15 protein-coding genes, 1 tRNA gene and 1 pseudogene are annotated in these 15435 nt (G+C 67.2%); 4 read left to right on the plus strand and 13 right to left on the minus strand.

All coding sequences use genetic code 11. The features are described from left to right. Position 1: 1 nt before the first annotated feature. The 8 genes and pseudogenes from H9L12_RS01770 to H9L12_RS01805 form a co-directional block, all read right to left on the minus strand. Positions 2-2071 carry a TonB-dependent receptor gene (locus tag H9L12_RS01770; protein WP_187542377.1) on the minus strand — a complete coding sequence of 690 codons (2070 nt, stop codon included), beginning with the start codon at positions 2069-2071 and terminating at the stop codon, positions 2-4. Positions 2072-2184: 113 nt separating this feature from the next. Next, the gene (ribB, locus tag H9L12_RS01775; RefSeq protein WP_187542378.1) at positions 2185-3486 is read right to left on the minus strand and encodes a 3,4-dihydroxy-2-butanone-4-phosphate synthase; all 1302 of its coding nucleotides are present in this window, start codon (positions 3484-3486) and stop codon (positions 2185-2187) included. 73 nt (positions 3487-3559) lie between these two features. Next, positions 3560-3635, minus strand: a tRNA-Thr gene (locus tag H9L12_RS01780). A 42-nt stretch (positions 3636-3677) separates the two neighbouring features. Then, positions 3678-4387: pseudogene (locus H9L12_RS01785) on the minus strand (VIT1/CCC1 transporter family protein). Between the two features lie 28 nt (positions 4388-4415). Beyond that, positions 4416-5267, minus strand: a complete 852-nt coding sequence (locus H9L12_RS01790) for a hypothetical protein (RefSeq protein ID WP_187542379.1) — start codon at positions 5265-5267, stop codon at positions 4416-4418. After that, a complete protein-coding gene (locus H9L12_RS01795) occupies positions 5264-5617 on the minus strand; it encodes a hypothetical protein (protein WP_187542380.1) in 354 nt (117 codons plus the stop codon). The genes H9L12_RS01790 and H9L12_RS01795 overlap by 4 nt, the downstream gene beginning before the upstream one ends. Continuing rightward, positions 5617-6918 (minus strand): mechanosensitive ion channel, encoded by a 1302-nt coding sequence (locus H9L12_RS01800; RefSeq protein ID WP_187542381.1) that lies wholly within the window; start codon positions 6916-6918, stop codon positions 5617-5619. The genes H9L12_RS01795 and H9L12_RS01800 overlap by 1 nt, the downstream gene beginning before the upstream one ends. A gap of 59 nt (positions 6919-6977) precedes the next feature. Next, positions 6978-8297: a replication-associated recombination protein A gene (locus tag H9L12_RS01805; RefSeq protein ID WP_187542382.1), complete on the minus strand. Its 1320-nt coding sequence runs from the start codon at positions 8295-8297 to the stop codon at positions 6978-6980. A gap of 107 nt (positions 8298-8404) precedes the next feature. Here H9L12_RS01805 and H9L12_RS01810 point away from each other — a divergent pair, with 107 nt between their 5' ends. Further along, positions 8405-9034, plus strand: a complete 630-nt coding sequence (locus H9L12_RS01810) for a PadR family transcriptional regulator (protein ID WP_246450501.1) — start codon at positions 8405-8407, stop codon at positions 9032-9034. Here the strand turns inward: H9L12_RS01810 and H9L12_RS01815 are convergent. After that, a complete protein-coding gene (locus tag H9L12_RS01815) occupies positions 9031-10194 on the minus strand; it encodes a glycosyltransferase family 4 protein (protein WP_187542383.1) in 1164 nt (387 codons plus the stop codon). The genes H9L12_RS01810 and H9L12_RS01815 overlap by 4 nt on opposite strands. A 42-nt stretch (positions 10195-10236) precedes the next feature. Further along, positions 10237-10482, minus strand: a complete 246-nt coding sequence (locus H9L12_RS01820) for a hypothetical protein (protein WP_187542384.1) — start codon at positions 10480-10482, stop codon at positions 10237-10239. Between the two features lie 65 nt (positions 10483-10547). On the opposite strand from H9L12_RS01820, the gene H9L12_RS01825 reads away from it, so the two are divergent. From H9L12_RS01825 to H9L12_RS01835, 3 genes are read left to right on the plus strand one after another with little or no spacing between them, the layout of a single operon-like run. Beyond that, the gene (locus H9L12_RS01825; RefSeq protein WP_187542385.1) at positions 10548-11060 is read left to right on the plus strand and encodes a DNA-deoxyinosine glycosylase; all 513 of its coding nucleotides are present in this window, start codon (positions 10548-10550) and stop codon (positions 11058-11060) included. Continuing rightward, complete coding sequence (locus tag H9L12_RS01830; protein WP_187542386.1) at positions 11060-11356, plus strand: hypothetical protein; 297 nt, start codon at positions 11060-11062, stop codon at positions 11354-11356. Before H9L12_RS01825 ends, H9L12_RS01830 begins: the two co-directional genes overlap by 1 nt. Positions 11357-11374: 18 nt before the next feature. Further along, a complete protein-coding gene (locus H9L12_RS01835) occupies positions 11375-11896 on the plus strand; it encodes a sterol desaturase family protein (protein WP_187542387.1) in 522 nt (173 codons plus the stop codon). Here the strand turns inward: H9L12_RS01835 and H9L12_RS01840 are convergent. From H9L12_RS01840 to crtY, 3 genes are read right to left on the minus strand one after another with little or no spacing between them, the layout of a single operon-like run. Continuing rightward, entirely contained in the window at positions 11781-12788 is a 1008-nt protein-coding gene (locus H9L12_RS01840; RefSeq protein WP_187542388.1) for a phytoene/squalene synthase family protein, read from the minus strand. The two genes, H9L12_RS01835 and H9L12_RS01840, sit on opposite strands and share 116 nt — an antisense overlap. After that, complete coding sequence (locus H9L12_RS01845) at positions 12785-14251, minus strand: phytoene desaturase (RefSeq protein ID WP_187542389.1); 1467 nt, start codon at positions 14249-14251, stop codon at positions 12785-12787. Before H9L12_RS01845 ends, H9L12_RS01840 begins: the two co-directional genes overlap by 4 nt. After that, a complete protein-coding gene (gene crtY / locus H9L12_RS01850) occupies positions 14248-15390 on the minus strand; it encodes a lycopene beta-cyclase CrtY (protein ID WP_187542390.1) in 1143 nt (380 codons plus the stop codon). Before crtY ends, H9L12_RS01845 begins: the two co-directional genes overlap by 4 nt. Positions 15391-15435: the final 45 nt, after the last annotated feature.

Consider the following 15435-nt stretch of genomic DNA (forward strand, 5'->3'; position numbering starts at 1 on the left):
CCTAGTAGTTGAACCTGGCGGTCAGGCGAATGTCCCGCCCCGCCAGCGGCGCATAATCCTTCAGCAGGCTGGTCGAGCGCCGCGCCTCCACATCGAAGATATTGTTGGCCGCAAGGCCCAGCGTCAATTCAGGCCGCTCGCGAAGCGGCTGCCACTCGACCGACGCGTTGATCAGGGTGAAGCCCGGGGTCGCCGTTTCCAGTGGCGCGACGCGATCGTGCGACCAGTCGTGCTCGACCTCCAGCCGGGTGCTGACCGGTCCGCGTTCGGCGGTCAGCGCGCCGATCACCCGAAGTGGCGGGATCAGCGGCGCCGGGCCGAAGCCGCGGATGGTTGCGCGGGTCTTGTCCGCGCTGGCCTCCGCGCCCAGCTTCCAGCCCGATACGGTGCCAAGCCCGGCCTCGGCCTGGACCTCGAAACCGGTATAGGTCGCACGGCCCTGCCGGTATTCGTAGACCGGGAAGTCGTCCTCGATCTCGCCGGTCGGCGCCTGGTAGATGAAGTTCGAATAGCGCGTGCGATAGACGGTTGCGTCGAAGGTGATCGGCCCGGCGTGATGGTGCAGGTGCAGCTCGCCACCGATGCCCTTTTCCTGGCCGAGGTTGGGATTGCCGACCTCGAAGACCGCGTTGCCGGCGTGTGGGCCGTTGGCGTAAAGTTCCTCGACCGACGGCGCACGCGACGAGCGCGAGAGGCTGAGCGACACCTTCGATGACGGCGCGAAGGCGTAGCTGGCACCGCCCGAATAGCTCAGGCTGGTGAAATCGCGGCGGAGGTCGGGGTTGCCGACGACGTCACTCGCTTGCGCGGTCTGCCGGCTGCGTTCGAGGCGAAAACCGCCCTCGACGCGCCACGGTCCGCGGTCCAGGTGCTGGACCGAAAACAGCGCCACGTCCCGCGACCGGCTCGGCGGCAGATACTGCTCGTCGCCATTAATCCGAACCTTGACGTCGAATAGCTGGAGGCCGCTGGTGCCGCCCCATCCGTCCTTGTCGCGCTGGACGAAGTCGGCGCGGGCCTCGCCGCCCTTGGAGAAGACCTGGCTGCCGACCTCGCCATCCTCGGCAATCTCGCGATGCTGATAGTCGTTGTATCCACCGCGAAGCCGGATCGACTTCAGGAAGCCTTCCAGCGGGATTTCCGCCCGGGCATCGTAGCGGGTCTGCTCAAGGTCGATATGAACCGCCTCGGCCTCGACCGCGGGGTCGAGCGAATAGCGGATCGGCACGCCATAATTCGAGGTGCGCCGCGACACCGACGCGCCGACGTTGAACGCGCCATCGACGTAGGCGAGCGCGCCCGCGGCCTCGAACGACTTGCCGTCGCTGTTGGGTAGTTCGCCCTTGAGATCGGCCAGCGAACGGATTTCGGGATCGTCGCTGGCGGCGGCCTCCTCGCGAAGCGGTCGCGACAGGATGTAGCCGCCGGTCTTCAGATCGTCATTGCGGCTATAAGCGGCATCGACATGGGCAACCAGGTTGCCGGTCAGCGGAATGTCGATCTTGCCGCCGGCGAGGACCTCGTCGGCGGCGGTGCCATAGCTGACGGAACCGGCCACGCTCGGCGCGTCGATCTGGCGGCGCGGAATACGGCTGTCGCGGACATCGACCACGCCGCCAACCGCCGCGGAACCATAGATCAGGGCGGCAGGGCCATGAATGACCTCGATGGAGTCGGCGGTCAGCGGGTTGATCGCCACCGCATGGTCGCTGGACGAGGCGGAGACATCGAGACTGCCGATGCCGTCGATCAGGACGCGGATACGGTCGCCGGCGAGTCCGCGAAGAACCGGCTTCGAGACGTTGGGGCCGGAGCCGGTGGCAGTGACGCCGGGAATCTTGGCAAGCGTCTCGCCAATCGTCGGCCGGACACTGGCGGCCAGGTCGTCGCCGCTCAGGATCTTGACCTCGCCGAGAACGTCGTCGGTCCGCCGGCGGCCCGTGACAACTACTTCGCCAGCGGTGGTGGCTTGCGGTTGCGGAGCCGGGGACGGGGCGGTGGGCGCCGCATCCTGCGCGAACGCAGGGACGGGCAGCAGGACGGTGGCCAGAAGGGCAGGCATGAGGCGCATTTCAATCTCCGATTTGCGGCTCACATAGCTCCATGTGACAGTATATCAAGACGCGTGCATTCTCTCGGCGGGTTGCTTCGACCAACGGCACCGGCCTTACGACGAAGCGAGCGTTACGCCTGCGTCGACCCGCAATCGATCGGCCGTTCGCCGACGATGGCCAGATCATAGCCGTCAAGCGCGACCAGGCTGTGGTGTGTGTTGGTCAGCAGAACCATGTCATGGACGCCCATTTCGGCGAGGATCTGCGCGCCGACGCCATATTCGCGAAGCTCGTCCATGTCAGACGACGGGGCGGGTTTCGGCTCGGCCCCGCCGAATGACCGGCTGAACATGTCGGGCGTTCGGCGGCTGATGAACACAATCAGGCCGGCGCCTTCCTCGGCGATAATTTCCATCGACCGTTCCAGGATATTGCTTCGCTCACCGACGCGGCCAAACAAATCGTCGAGCACGCTGCTCTGGTGCATCCGAACCAGAGTCGGCTGGTTGGCGACGACATGGCCTTTCTGCAGCACAAGCTGCTCGCTCTCGGTCGCGCGGTTGTAGAAGACGATGGCCTTCCAGTCGCCGCCCCAGCGGCTGGCGAAGCTGAGCTCGCAGCGCCGCTCGACCAGGTTGTCGTGACGGCGGCGATAGGCGATCAGGTCGCGGATCGTGCCGATCTTCATGCGGTGCTTGCGGCCGAATTCCAGCAGGTCGTCGAGCCGCGCCATGGTCCCGTCGTCCTTCATGATCTCGCAGATCACGGCCGACGGGTTGAGCCCGGCGAGGCGGGCGATGTCGACCGCGGCCTCGGTGTGACCGGTGCGGACGAGAACGCCGCCGTCCTGGGCGATCAGCGGGAAGACATGGCCGGGCGAGACGATGTCGTTGCGGCCGCGCGACTGGTCGATCGCGGTGGCGACGGTGCGGGCGCGGTCGGCGGCGCTGATCCCGGTGTCGATCCCCTCGCGGGCCTCGATCGACACGGTGAAGGCCGTGCTGTGCCGCGCCTGGTTATTCTTGCTCATCGGCTCCAGCCCCAGCTGCGTCACGCGCTCGCGGGTGAGGGCGAGGCAGATGAGGCCGCGGCCGTGAGTCGCCATGAAGTTGATCGCGTCGGGCGTCGCCATCTGCGCGGGAATGATAAGGTCGCCCTCATTCTCGCGGTCCTCGTCGTCGACCAGGATGAACATCCGCCCGTTGCGGGCTTCGTTGATGATTTCCTCGGGCGAGGCGAGGGCAGCACCGCCTTCGCGCCGTTCCAGGTAGGCCTGCAGCTTGGCCAGCGTGTCCGCGGTGGGATTCCAGTCGTCCTCACCCATGCGACGAAGGCTGTTGGCGTGCAGGCCGGCGGATCGGGCAAGGCCGGATCGAGTCACCTCTCCAGTTTCGACGAGGTGGCAGAGATCTTCCATGAGGCCCGTGTGCATTGCCGCGACTCCAAATGCGTGGAGTCGTACCATTACAATGTGACCAACGCTTAAGGCAATCACATTGGAATGATGGTGCCGGTTGCAGGAATCGAACCCGCGACCTTCGGTTTACAAAACCGCTGCTCTACCAGCTGAGCTAAACCGGCAACGGGCCAGCCTTTGCGTCAGACGGAAGCGGCAGTCCAGTCCTATACCGCCGTCCCGGCAAGCTTCCCGATCCCCGCGGTCAGCGCCATCGCCAGGGCGCCCCAGAAAGCGACCCGCGCGGTCGCCTTGCCGACCGGCGCTCCGCCCGCCCTCGCGCCGATCGCGCCGAGAAGCGCCAGGAAGATGAGCGAGGCGACCGCGACGGACACCATCATCGCCTGACCGACGGGGGACAGCCAGGCAGTGGCGAGGGGAAGGGCCGCTCCGGCGGTGAAGGTCGCCGCGGAGGTGAAGGCGGCCTGCACCGGCCGGGCGGTGGTGATGTGCGTGATGCTCAACTCGTCACGGGCATGACTGCCAAGCGCATCCGCGGCCATCAATTGTTCTGCCACCTTGTCCGCCGTCGCCTCGTCAAGGCCCCGTTGCCGGTAGATGGCCGCCAGTTCCGCCCGCTCGAATTCCGGTGCCGTCGCGAGTTCCGCCTTCTCGCGGCGAGGTCGGCGTTCTCCGTATCGGCCTGCGAGCTGACCGAGACATATTCGCCGGCGGCCATCGACATCGCGCCGGCGACGAGGCCGGCGACCCCGGCGAGCAGCACCTCGTTGCGTCCGGACGCCGCCGCGGCAACGCCGACGATCAGGCTGGCGGTCGAGACGATTCCGTCATTGGCGCCGAGCACCGCGGCCCTCAACCAACCGATGCGTTCGACAAGATGCCGTTCGGGATGTGCGTGGGACAGTGCCATGACCATTACCTCCCCTGGGTGCGTCGATTGTCGTTCAGGCGATGCCGAAGGTCCACCCCTCGGTTTGGGCAAGAGACGGCGTCAGGCCCGGCGGGTCGAACGCGAACCGGCTGGCGGCGTGCGCCCGCATTCCCGCTGCGGTGATCAGCGCGTCGGTCTGGTGATCGGTTGGAACATGGTCGAGGAAGGCCGGATCGCTGCCGAGCGCAACGAGCGCCGTGTCGAGCTCGGCCGCGGTGCGGACCTTCTTGCCTGGCAACCCGGCATTGCGGATGTAGATCCGGGTGTAGATCTCGACAACGGCGCTGCCGTTTCCGGGAAGCGGGTCCATCGGCCAGATGGCGACCCTCTCGCTCAGCCGGTGGAGCAATCGCATGCCGGAAAAACTGGCCTTGGCGACCTGTGCCGCGCCGATCGCGTCGTAGGCGCTGGCCGTCTTGCGACCACCCTGCGCGTTGAGGTGCGCATCGCAAATGCGGAAGCGGACGAAGTCGGCCTTCACGCCGTCGGCGATGCCGAAATAGAAATGGCGGCGGTGCACCTCCTCCAGGAAGCTGGCTGCGCCCAGATCCTCGTCGGCGCTCTTGCCGTCGACATAGGCCCAAAAGTCGCGCGCATTGTCGGGAATGCCGTTCTCGCCCGGCAGGTAGGCGCCGCGCTCCGCGAACGGCGGTGCGAAACTGAAGTCGAACCCGAACAGCGTCGGTTCCCTGGCCGCCTCCACCAACAACCAGTCGAGCACTTCCCGTCGCGACCAGACATGACCCGGCCGGACCAGCGCGGGCGCGGCGTCGGCGCGCGCCTCCGCAATGGCGATGCCCTTGTGCCGCTGTCCCTTGGCGCCCGACCAGTCGATGGCGACGAAGCGCGAGAAGCGGCCGCTCACGCTTTCTTGCGCGATGCGGCAGGCTTCAGCGCCTCCGCCCAGTCACGCGCTCGTTCGATAGTATCGGCGACCCGCTCGGGATCGTCACTGTTGTAGCGGACGAGGACGCAGGGGTAGCCGTCGTAATGCGGCGTCTGCCAGAACGTCTCCGGGCCGGTTTCCATCAGCACCAGCTTGCTGTCCTGGTCGATATGCAGGCCGAACGAGTCGGCTTCGCGCGACGGCGTGACCAGCGGCCGGCCGTTGGCGGCGATCCTGACCGCCGGCCCGCCATAGTAGGTGCCGAGTTCCGTCCCGGGAAGCGTCAGTGCATGGGCGACCACCGCCTCCCAGGACGAAAGATCGGGCATCAGACCAGCGGCGGCTGGCTGTCGTCCGCCGGCGGCGCCTTCTTGAGGCGCGGCGGCGGGGGAGGCGCGAACGGCGGGCTGCCGCGCTGCCATTCCTCCAGCGTGCGGGCGGCGAAGTCGCGTCCCCCAAGCCCGAAGGCGATGGCGGTGGCGACCGCGGCCGAGCCCAGGATCAGGCCGAACGCCATCATCACGATCTGGTCGGCCAAGCCCATGAAGGTCAGGCCGATCGCGGTGAACAGCGCCAGGATAGCGTATTTGACAATGGTCTGGGCGTAACCGGCCTCGCCGGTCGAACTGCCGACCAGCCCGGCCAGGATCCGGGCCAGGAACAGGCCGACAACGATGATGACCGTGCCAAAGATAACCTTGCCGCCAAGCTCGGTGATCTGGAACAGCAGCACCGCAACGCTGTCGCCGCCCAGCTGCCGGGCCGCCTCGATCGCCGCGCCCAGCAGGATGGCGGTCATGGCGATCGCGCCGACGACCCGCGACGGGTTGGCGCTGGCCGGCATGATGCCCAGCGCGCGAACGCTGTTGTCGAAGCCAAGGCTGGGGAGCACGGTTTCGATCAGCGCCTTGACCCATTTGCCGATCAGGAAGGCGATCGCCAGCCACACCAGCGCGGCCAGCACGCGGGGGATGGCGGTGGCAATGGTGTTAAGCATCGCCGTCGCCGGATCGGAGATCGCCGACACCTGCAGGATCTGCAGCGCGCCGATCGCGGCGAAGATGATGATCGTCGCGCTGACGGTGACTCCGACCGCGCGGGCGATCGAGCTCCGCGCCGGGGCGGTGCCCTCGCTGGCGGTGCCGGACGCGTCGACCGTGACCGGGGCATCGCCAAGTTTCAATCCCGCGCGGCCCGCGAGCTTCTCGAGGTTGAGCGCACCCAGCGCGGCCTCGACGATGTGACGGACGATGCGGGCAAGGATCAGGCCGGCGAAGAAGAACAGACCGGCGCCAAGCAGGCGCGGCAGAAAGGCGAACACCTCGTTGGTCATCTGGGTGACCGGGGTCAGCACGCCCGACAGGCCAAGCGGCTGCAGCGCCGCGATCAGGCCGACCAGCCAGATCAGCCAGTAGGCGAGGCGGCCAAGCTCCTTGCCGACGCTGTCACCGCCGACGCCGGGATGGCGCTTCAGGATCGGCATCTTGTCGACGACGCGCGACACGCCCCACTGCACCGCCTTCGCCAGGAAGTGCGTGACGACGAGGATGAGCACGGCGAACAGGACCTTGGGTCCCCATTCGACGAGTTGTGCTTGCCAGTAAGCGGCCGGCGGCTGGTTCTGATACATGGTGAAGGCACCCCTCTGTTGCGTGCATTACGCTCACTCTAGCGCCTCGGGCGCGGGCCTCAACCGTCGCCGCGCAGTTCCTTGCGCTTCGTATCCCACCATTCGATGCGTTCGCGCACCTTGGCCTCGAACCCGCGATCGACCGGGTGATAGAAGGCCTGCGGCTCCATCTCGTTAGGCCAGTAGTTCGCGCCCGAAAAGCCGCCTTCCGCATCGTGGTCGTATTCGTAGCCCTTGCCGTAACCGGCGTCCTTCATCAGCCGCGTCGACGCGTTGACGATGTTCATCGGCGGCATCAGCGATCCCGTGTCGCGCGCGCTTCGCCACGCCGCGCCCATCGCCTTGTAGGCCGCGTTCGATTTGGGCGCGGTGGCGAGGTAGAGGCAGGCCTGGACGATCGCCAACTCGCCTTCGGGGCTGCCGAGGAAGTCGTAGGCGTCCTTGGCGGCAAGGCATTGCACCAGCGCCTGCGGGTCGGCGAGGCCGACATCCTCCACCGCCGCCCGCACGAGACGGCGAAGGACGAACAGCGGCTCCTCACCCGCGACCAGCATGCGCGCGAGGTAATAGAGCGCCGCCTGCGGGTCGGACCCGCGAATCGACTTATGAAGCGCGGAGATGAGGTTGTAGTGCCCCTCGCGGTCCTTGTCATAGACCGCGACCCGCCGCTGGAGCAGCGCGGCAAGACCGGCCGGATCGAGCGGCGCTTTCAGTTTCAGGTCGAGCAGGGTTTCCGCCTGGTTGAGCAGGAAACGGCCATCGCCGTCGGCGCTGGCGACCAGCGCGGCGCGGGCGTCATCGTCGAGCTGCAACGCCTCGCCGGCGGCCCGCTCGGCCCTGTCGAGCAGGGTCGCGAGCGCCGATTGATCGAGGCGGCGAAGGATCAGGACCTGTGCCCGGCTCAGGAGCGCCGCGTTCAATTCGAAGCTGGGATTTTCGGTCGTCGCACCGACCAGGGTGATGGTGCCGTCCTCGACATAGGGCAGGAAACCGTCCTGCTGCGATCGGTTGAAGCGATGGATCTCGTCCACGAACAACAGGGTGCGCTGGCCGGCACGGGCAGCGGTCTTCGCCTCCGCAAACACCTTCTTTAGGTCCGCGACGCCGGAGAACACCGCCGACAGCGACACGAAACGCAATCCGACCGCGTCGGCGAGTAGCCGTGCAATGCTGGTCTTGCCCGTGCCTGGCGGACCCCAAAGGATCATCGACGACAGCTTGCCGGCCGCGACCATTCGACCGATCGCGCCTTCCGGACCGGTCAGATGCTCCTGCCCTACGACCTCCTCGAGCGACTTGGGACGAAGCCGGTCGGCCAGCGGCGCTGTGCCGGCCACTTGGTCGTCGGGAAGCGGATCGTCGGCGAAAAGGTCGGCCATCGGTAGCGCCAATAGCCAAGCGCGGCGAACGTTGCATCTGCTCTTGACGAAATTCTATCAAGATATATCTTCGACCCATCTTGAATGATCATTTTGAAGGAATTGACATGCGACATCACGGTTGTGATCGGTCGGCCGACCGCTTCGGCCACTATGCTCGGCGCGCGATGAAGGCCGCGATGGCTTCGGGCCGGTGGGATCCGGTCGGCGGCGAGGGCGGCCCGGGTGGCTTGGGCCCCAGTTTCGGACGCGGGTTCGGCGGGCCGGGAGGCGGCCGTGGACGCCGCCGGATGTTTGACGGCACCCAGCTTCGGCTGCTGCTGCTCAAACTGGTCGGTGATGAGCCTCGTCACGGCTATTCGCTGATCAAGGCGATCGAGGAACTGTCGGGCGGCGATTACGCCCCGAGTCCGGGCGTCGTTTATCCGACCCTCAACCTGATGGTCGATGAGGGCCTGGTGATCCAGGCCGACGAGGAAGGGGGCCGCCGGTCCTATTCCATCACCGAAGCCGGAACCGCGGAGCTGGCGAACAAGGCGGACGAAATCGGCGACATCGTCGCCCGGTTGGAGCGCCATGGCGAACACCGCGCCGGCCGCGCTCCGGTCCGCCGGGCCGTCCAGAACCTGATGACCGCCGTGTTCCACCAGGTCCAGCAGGGCGGGTTCGACGACGACAAGCTGAACGCAATCGTCGACCTGATCGACGAGACCGCGCGCAAGGTCGAGCGGCTCTAGCGCATCGCTTCCAGCCGCCGTCGCCGTTCGATGACCCGCTTGTAGGTCTTGAGGACGGCGCCGTTGATCTCGTCCCAGTCCATCGTCCGGGCAAAATCCAGTCCCGCGGCCCCGTGCTTCCTGCGAAGCGCGGGGTCGCTGGCGTAGCGCGTCAGCGCGTCGGCGTACTGGTCGATCTCGCCCGGCTCGGCGAGTTGCCCGGTGACGTCATGCTGCACCAGGCTGGTGGCGCCCGAGGCGGCCGCGGCGACGACCGGCAGGGCGCAGGCCATCGCCTCCAGGGTCACGTTGCCGAAGGTTTCCGTGACCGAGGGATTGAGGAACACATCCGCCGACGCCAGCGCTTGGGCCAGGGCGTCGCCGGTCAACTGGCCGGTGAATTCCGCATCGGGAAGCCGTTCCTCGAAATAGGGACGCGCCGGACCGTCGCCGATGGCCAGCACGCGAATGGAGGTGCCCTGCGCACGCGCCGCGTCGATCGCGTCGGCGAACACGTCGAGCCCCTTTTCCAGCACCAGGCGCCCGAGGAACGCGACCACCATGTCGTCGGGCTTGAACCCGTGCGCCGTGCGGAACGCTTCGCTTCGCTGCTGCGGATTGAACTGTCCACGGTCGACCCCGCGCGCCCAGATCGAAATGTCGCGGTTCATGCGCTGGGCCCGAAGGATCGCCGCGGTCGACGGCGCGGGCGCCATGATCGCGTCGCAGCGCGTATAGAGCCGCCGCAAGATGCCGCGAATGATCGGCTCCAGCTTCTCCAGGTGATAATATTGGAGGTAGGTTTCGAAGCGGGTGTGGATGGACGCGACCGCCGGGATCCTGTTCCGCCGGGCCCAGCTGACGGCGCGATGGGCGACGATGTCGGGGCTGGCGATGTGGACGATGTTCGGCGCGAACTGCTCAAGGTCGCGCTGCGCCGCGCCCGCCAGCCGCCACGGCACGCGATATTCGTCGCGGCCGGGGATGGGGAACGACGGCACGTCGACCAGGTCGCCGGTCGGCGGAAAGGCGGGATCGTCGACGACCGGCGAATAGACGCGAACATGGGCGCCCTGCCGCAAGAGGTAAGCGACGAGACGATTCAGCGCCTGGTTCGCCCCGTCCCGGACATAATTGTAATTACCCGAGAACAGGGCGATGCGGAGCTCGTCGGGGTTCATCGCCCGGGCCTTAGCGGTTGCGTCGCCCATCGGGCAACCGGCTCACGGTTCGGAAGGCGGCCGGTAACCCAACGCCCCAAGATCGATTCCCTGTTCCTTCAGGCGCGCTGCATCGGCCGGCGTACCGTACCGCTTCAGCGCCTCCAGCTGATCCCGTTGCTCAAGATCGCCCGGCGACTGATTTGAAAGGTCGGGCGGCGGCGGTGCGTGGTTCCGCCGCTTGCGCGCGCTCGTCGCGGCGCCAATCCCGACCGCCGCCAGCACGAACAAGAACCACAGCCAGACCATCCGCCCGCACGCTGCGCCGCAAGCGGGTAGATGGCAAGCAGCCGCACCCGCGCTATCGGGAGGGCATGGTGCGCAAGGCTTCGATGAGCCCGGTCGGGTCGGACGATGCGGTGCTGCTGGTCCTCGGCAGCCTGCCGGGCGAAGCGTCGCTCGCCGCCCAGCGCTACTATGCCCATCCCCGGAACCAGTTCTGGCGATTGCTGGGCGATGCGATCGGCGAGCCGCTGGCGACGCTCGACTATGAGGAGCGACTGGCGCGTCTCGCCGCGCGGCGAATCGCGCTGTGGGACGTGGTTTCCGAAGCGACCCGGTCCGGAAGCCTCGACGGGGCCATCCGCGGCGCAACGGCCAACCCGCTGGCGGATTATGTGGAAACCCATGGCGATCTTCGCGCCGTCGCCTTCAACGGCCAGACCGCGGCGAAAATCGGCCGGCGCGCGCTCATCGGATCGGCGCTGACCCTGATCGACCTTCCATCCTCCAGTCCGGCCTACACCTTGAGCTACGCGGCCAAGGCGGACCGCTGGTCCGTGCTGGGACCGCTTGCACCGTCGGCGAAAAGCGGCAGGATGGCATGATGTCCGAGACATTTGACGAAACCGAAGACGAAGACGCCGACGCTTCCCCGCTGACGATGGTCGACGAGGCACTGGTTGCTGGCAACATCGCCAACACCAACGGATTGCTCGTCATCCTTGCCAAGCTGGTCGCCAAGGGCGTGTTCGACCAGGAAGACCTCCAGGCCTTTTCCGACAGCTATTCCAAGCCGCTGGACCATGAGGGCATGCGCGAGAACGAGTTGATCAGCCAGATGCAGGACCAGATGGAAGCGACGCTCGCCCAGCTCATGAGCTATCTGTCCGAACAGCAGTAGTCCTTCTATAGGAAGGACATGAGTTTGATCGGAATGCTGGCGCTGTTCGTTGCGACGGTCGCCTTCATGGAAGGCTTCGCCTACGTCGTGCACCGCTGGGTGATGCACGGCAGGCTCGGCTGGTTCCTTCACGAAAGCCATCACCGCCCCCGCACCGGGCGGTTCGAGCTCAACGACCTGTACGGGGTCATTTTCGCCATCCCGTCGATCGTCCTGCTCTACGGGGGTGTGCAGGCGGGCTGGGGCGACTGGGCGACCGCGGTCGGCGCGGGCATTGCCGCCTACGGCGCCATCTATTTCGGCTTCCACGACGTCATCGTCCACCGCCGCCTCGAACACCGGATCGTGCCGCGCTCGTCCTATTTCAAGCGCATCGTCCAGGCGCATCGGCTCCACCACGCGGTCGAGAGCCGCGAAGGCTGCGTCAGCTTCGGTTTTGTCTACGCCCCGCCGGTCGACCAGTTGAAGGCCGCGCTCGCCGCGAGCGAGGAGGCGCGGTTGCGGCGGCCTTCGGGCGTGTCCACAGTCCCGAACGGCTGACCGGCGCCGGGGCGCGGAAGGAATCCCACAGCGCCGCCGCGAGCAGCGCAAACTTGGTCGCCTTGGTCGTGACGATCCGCTGGTCCCAGGCGCGCGGCCCAAGCTCGGCGGCGCGGGTCGCGACCCAGCCGTAGATTCGCGCCGCGCTCAACACCGCCCAGCGGCTGCGGAAGGGCAGGCGGGCAGCGCCGACCATGCTCGACCGGCGATAGCGCTCGGCAAGGTCGGCCAGCCTGGTTGCGATCCGTGCCAGCGCCTGGCGGTGAGCGGGGTCGGCCAGTCCCTTGCCCTCAATCCCCTCCGCCGAGGTCCATTCCCGAGGCAGGTAGGTGCGGCCGACCCGGGCGTCCTCGACGATGTCGCGGGCAATATTGGCAAGCTGGAAGGCGATGCCGAGGTCGCTGGCGCGGTCGAGCGTGTCGCGGTCGCTGGCCGGCACGCCCATGACGTGCGCCATCATCACCCCGACCACCCCGGCCACCTGGTAGCAATAGGACAACAGGTCCTGCTCTGTTTCCGGCCGCCACCCCGCCGCATCGCGCGCAAAACCGGCCAGATGGTCATGGGGCAGCGAGTCGGGAATCGCGGTTTCGCCCGCTACCCGTGCCAGCGCATCGAACGGGACCAGCCCGGTCGGCTGACCGGCCAGCGCGCGGTCGGTGGCGTCGCGAATGAAGGCGATGCGGGCATCCGGGTCATTGGGAACCTGTGCATCATGGCCCAGAGTCTGCCCGTCGGTGATGTCGTCGCAAGCGCGGCACCAGCTGTAGAGAAGCCAGCTGCGCTCGCGGGTCTCCAGGTCGAAAATCTGGCTGGCGAAGCGAAAGCTCTTGGAGCCGCGCGCGATGGTGCGGCCGGCCTCCTCGACCAGTCGGTCGCGCTCCTCGCTCATGCCAGCATCAGGCCCGCGGTCGCCTCGGCCGATCCGATCACGCCGGGAATGCCCGCGCCGGGATGGGTTCCGGCGCCGACGAAGTAGAGGTTGCGGATGACATCGTCGCGGTTGTGAGTGCGAAGCCACGCCGATTGCCACAGCACCGGCTCCAGGCTGAACGCGCTGCCGAGATGCGCGAACAGGTCGGTCTGGAAGTCGGCGGGCGTGTAATGGAACTGCGTGCGGATCCGGGCGCGAAGACCGGGCAGCATGCGCTGTTCCAACGTGTCGAGGATGACGTTTGCGTAGCGATCGCCTTCCGCAGCCCAGTCGACCGGCGCGCGGCCAAGGTGGGGGACGGGGGCGAGGGCATAGAAGGTCGAGCAGCCCGGCGGCGCCATGCCCGGATCGGTCGCGGTCGGGTGGTGCAGGTAAATCGACGGGTCCGTCGGCAGGCTGCCGCGATCATAGATGTCGCCGAGTAGCCCCTCGTAGCGCGGGCCGAACAGGATCGAATGGTGCGGGACGTCGGGGTAGGTGCCCTCGACGCCAAAATGGAGGACGAACAGCGACGGCGAGTAGCGCTTGCGCTTCAGCGCCCGCACCCGCGCCGGTCCGCGGCGATGACCCTCGATAAGGCCGTAGCTCGCGACGACATCGCCGTTGGTCGCGACTGCGTCCGCCTCGCCCCGCCAACCGGAGGCGGTGCGGACGGCCGTGGCGCGGTCTGCGTCCGTTTCGATCGCCACCACCGCGTCGCCGAGGCGGATGGTGCCGCCCAGCCGTTCGAACAATGCGACCATCGCCGCGACCAGCCGGTTGGTGCCGCCCATCGCGAACCACACGCCGCCGTCCCGCTCCAATTTGTGAATCAGCGCGTAGATCGATGAGCAGGTCATGGGGTTGCCGCCGACCAGCAGCGTGTGGAAGCTCAGCGCCTGCCGCAAATGTTCTTCCGCGACAAATTTTGAAACGATCGAATAAACCGAGCGCCACGCCTGATATTTGGCGAGGGCGGGGGCGGCTTTCAGCATGTCGCCGAAACTCTCGAACGCCTTCGTGCCGAGCTTGCGATAGCCCTCCTCGAAGACGCCGGCCGAATAGGCGAGGAAGCGTTTGTAGCCCTCTACGTCGGCCGGGTTGAGCGCGGCGATCTGTGCGAACAGCGCCTCGTCATCATTGCTGTAGTCGAACCGCGTCCCGTCGGGCCAGTCGAGCGCGTAAAACGGCGTGACCGGGACCAGCGTGACATCGTCGGCAATATCCTGGCCGCTGAGCTTCCACAGCCGCTCCAGGCAATCAGGGTCGGTGATGACGGTGGGCCCGCCGTCGAAGACGTGGCCGTCGCGCTCCCAGTAATAGGCCCGGCCGCCGGGCTTGTCGCGCGCCTCGACGATGGTCGTCTGCACGCCCGCCGATTGAAGGCGGATCGCCAACGCCAACCCGCCGAACCCCGAACCGATAACGATGGCTGTCTTCACGCAGGCTCCATAATGGCCTTGATGGCCCTGGCGATGGATACGGGCGGCCGGCCCGCGAGGATGCGAACCCGGTCCGCCAATGTGGTCTGACCGGCATAGAAGCGTTCGATCAGCGGTGCCGGCAGCCGGTAGAATCGTTCCAGCACGCGATATCGCTGCGCGGGCTCCGCGGCCTTCATCAGCATTCGTGCCAGCATCCGGTCGAACCGTCCGCGCCGCCAGTGCGCCCGGGCGTAGGCGCGGGTCGCTGCGCCCAGCCGGTCGCCGGACGGCGCTTGCGTCGCCAGCCAGTGGGCAAAGCGGACGGCGTCGGGCAACGAATAGCTGGTCAGCGGGTGGAACAGCCCGGCCCTGACGCCGGCGCGAGCCACCCCGTCGTTGGCGGGCCAGAAGCGATCGAAATCACCGCCGGTGACGACGGGCAGCACGCCGCGTTCCTCGCGAGTGGCGACGGCACCTTTCCAGCCGCTGGCGCGCGCATAATCATCGATCCGTCGTCCCAGCGCGGCCTGGTCCAACTCCGGGCTTTCGGAATAATAGGTGTCCTCGACGAAGACCCTGGTTCGCGAAAGCGGCAGCAGGTAGATGAAACGATAGCCGTCGCGCTGGTCGACGGTGGCGTTCATCACGACCGGTTGATCGACACCGTGGCCGGACGGCACGTCGATCGCACGCCCGACGAACTTCTGCCAACCGCAGGACAGCCCCTGTGGCGGCGCGGTCAATCCCCGCGCGTCGAGGACGGCGGCACCATGGATGGTCGTTCCGTCCGACAGGCCCACGCTCGTCGGCGTCATATGCTCGGCCCGCCCCGCCACGATCATTGCGCCGCTTGCCCGGACGGCGCGATCCAGCGCTTCGCTTTCGATGGTCGAATAGGGTTGCGGCAGGTGCCGGCGATGGCCCGGAAAGCGCACGTCGTAGCCAGACCACGAATGGGCGACCAGCGGGTCGAGAAGCGCGCGATGGTCGCCGGCGATGTCGCTGCCGAAGAAGGACCACAGGTGATTGCCGCCGATCGGGCCCGGCTCGATCACCGTTACCGACCGGTCCGGGGTCGCCCGGCTTGCCGCCAGCGCGGCCAGTCCGCCCGCCAGCCCGCCGCCGACGATGATCAGGTCCGGTCGAGGCGCTGGCATCGCCACCGCTCTAGCGGCCCGCGTGCGCCGCGCCTAGTGTAGGCG

Origin of the sequence: Sphingomonas rhizophila, from assembly GCF_014396585.1 — a bacterium.
GTDB lineage: Bacteria > Pseudomonadota > Alphaproteobacteria > Sphingomonadales > Sphingomonadaceae > Sphingomicrobium > Sphingomicrobium rhizophilum.

What these genes read in the sequence shown, in the direction of transcription:
- H9L12_RS01820 (WP_187542384.1), bottom strand. Translation starts at nt 10,482, where the DNA reads ATGGTCTGGCTGTGGTTCTTGTTCGTGCTGGCGGCGGTCGGGATTGGC.
- H9L12_RS01795 (WP_187542380.1), bottom strand. Translation starts at nt 5,617, where the DNA reads ATGCCCGATCTTTCGTCCTGGGAGGCGGTGGTCGCCCATGCACTGACG.
- H9L12_RS01810 (WP_246450501.1), top strand. Translation starts at nt 8,405, where the DNA reads ATGCGACATCACGGTTGTGATCGGTCGGCCGACCGCTTCGGCCACTAT.
- H9L12_RS01840 (WP_187542388.1), bottom strand. Translation starts at nt 12,788, where the DNA reads ATGAGCGAGGAGCGCGACCGACTGGTCGAGGAGGCCGGCCGCACCATC.
- crtY (WP_187542390.1), bottom strand. Translation starts at nt 15,390, where the DNA reads ATGCCAGCGCCTCGACCGGACCTGATCATCGTCGGCGGCGGGCTGGCG.
- H9L12_RS01800 (WP_187542381.1), bottom strand. Translation starts at nt 6,918, where the DNA reads ATGTATCAGAACCAGCCGCCGGCCGCTTACTGGCAAGCACAACTCGTC.
- H9L12_RS01815 (WP_187542383.1), bottom strand. Translation starts at nt 10,194, where the DNA reads ATGAACCCCGACGAGCTCCGCATCGCCCTGTTCTCGGGTAATTACAAT.
- H9L12_RS01770 (WP_187542377.1), bottom strand. Translation starts at nt 2,071, where the DNA reads ATGCGCCTCATGCCTGCCCTTCTGGCCACCGTCCTGCTGCCCGTCCCT.
- H9L12_RS01830 (WP_187542386.1), top strand. Translation starts at nt 11,060, where the DNA reads ATGTCCGAGACATTTGACGAAACCGAAGACGAAGACGCCGACGCTTCC.
- ribB (WP_187542378.1), bottom strand. Translation starts at nt 3,486, where the DNA reads ATGCACACGGGCCTCATGGAAGATCTCTGCCACCTCGTCGAAACTGGA.
- H9L12_RS01835 (WP_187542387.1), top strand. Translation starts at nt 11,375, where the DNA reads ATGAGTTTGATCGGAATGCTGGCGCTGTTCGTTGCGACGGTCGCCTTC.
- H9L12_RS01825 (WP_187542385.1), top strand. Translation starts at nt 10,548, where the DNA reads ATGGTGCGCAAGGCTTCGATGAGCCCGGTCGGGTCGGACGATGCGGTG.
- H9L12_RS01805 (WP_187542382.1), bottom strand. Translation starts at nt 8,297, where the DNA reads ATGGCCGACCTTTTCGCCGACGATCCGCTTCCCGACGACCAAGTGGCC.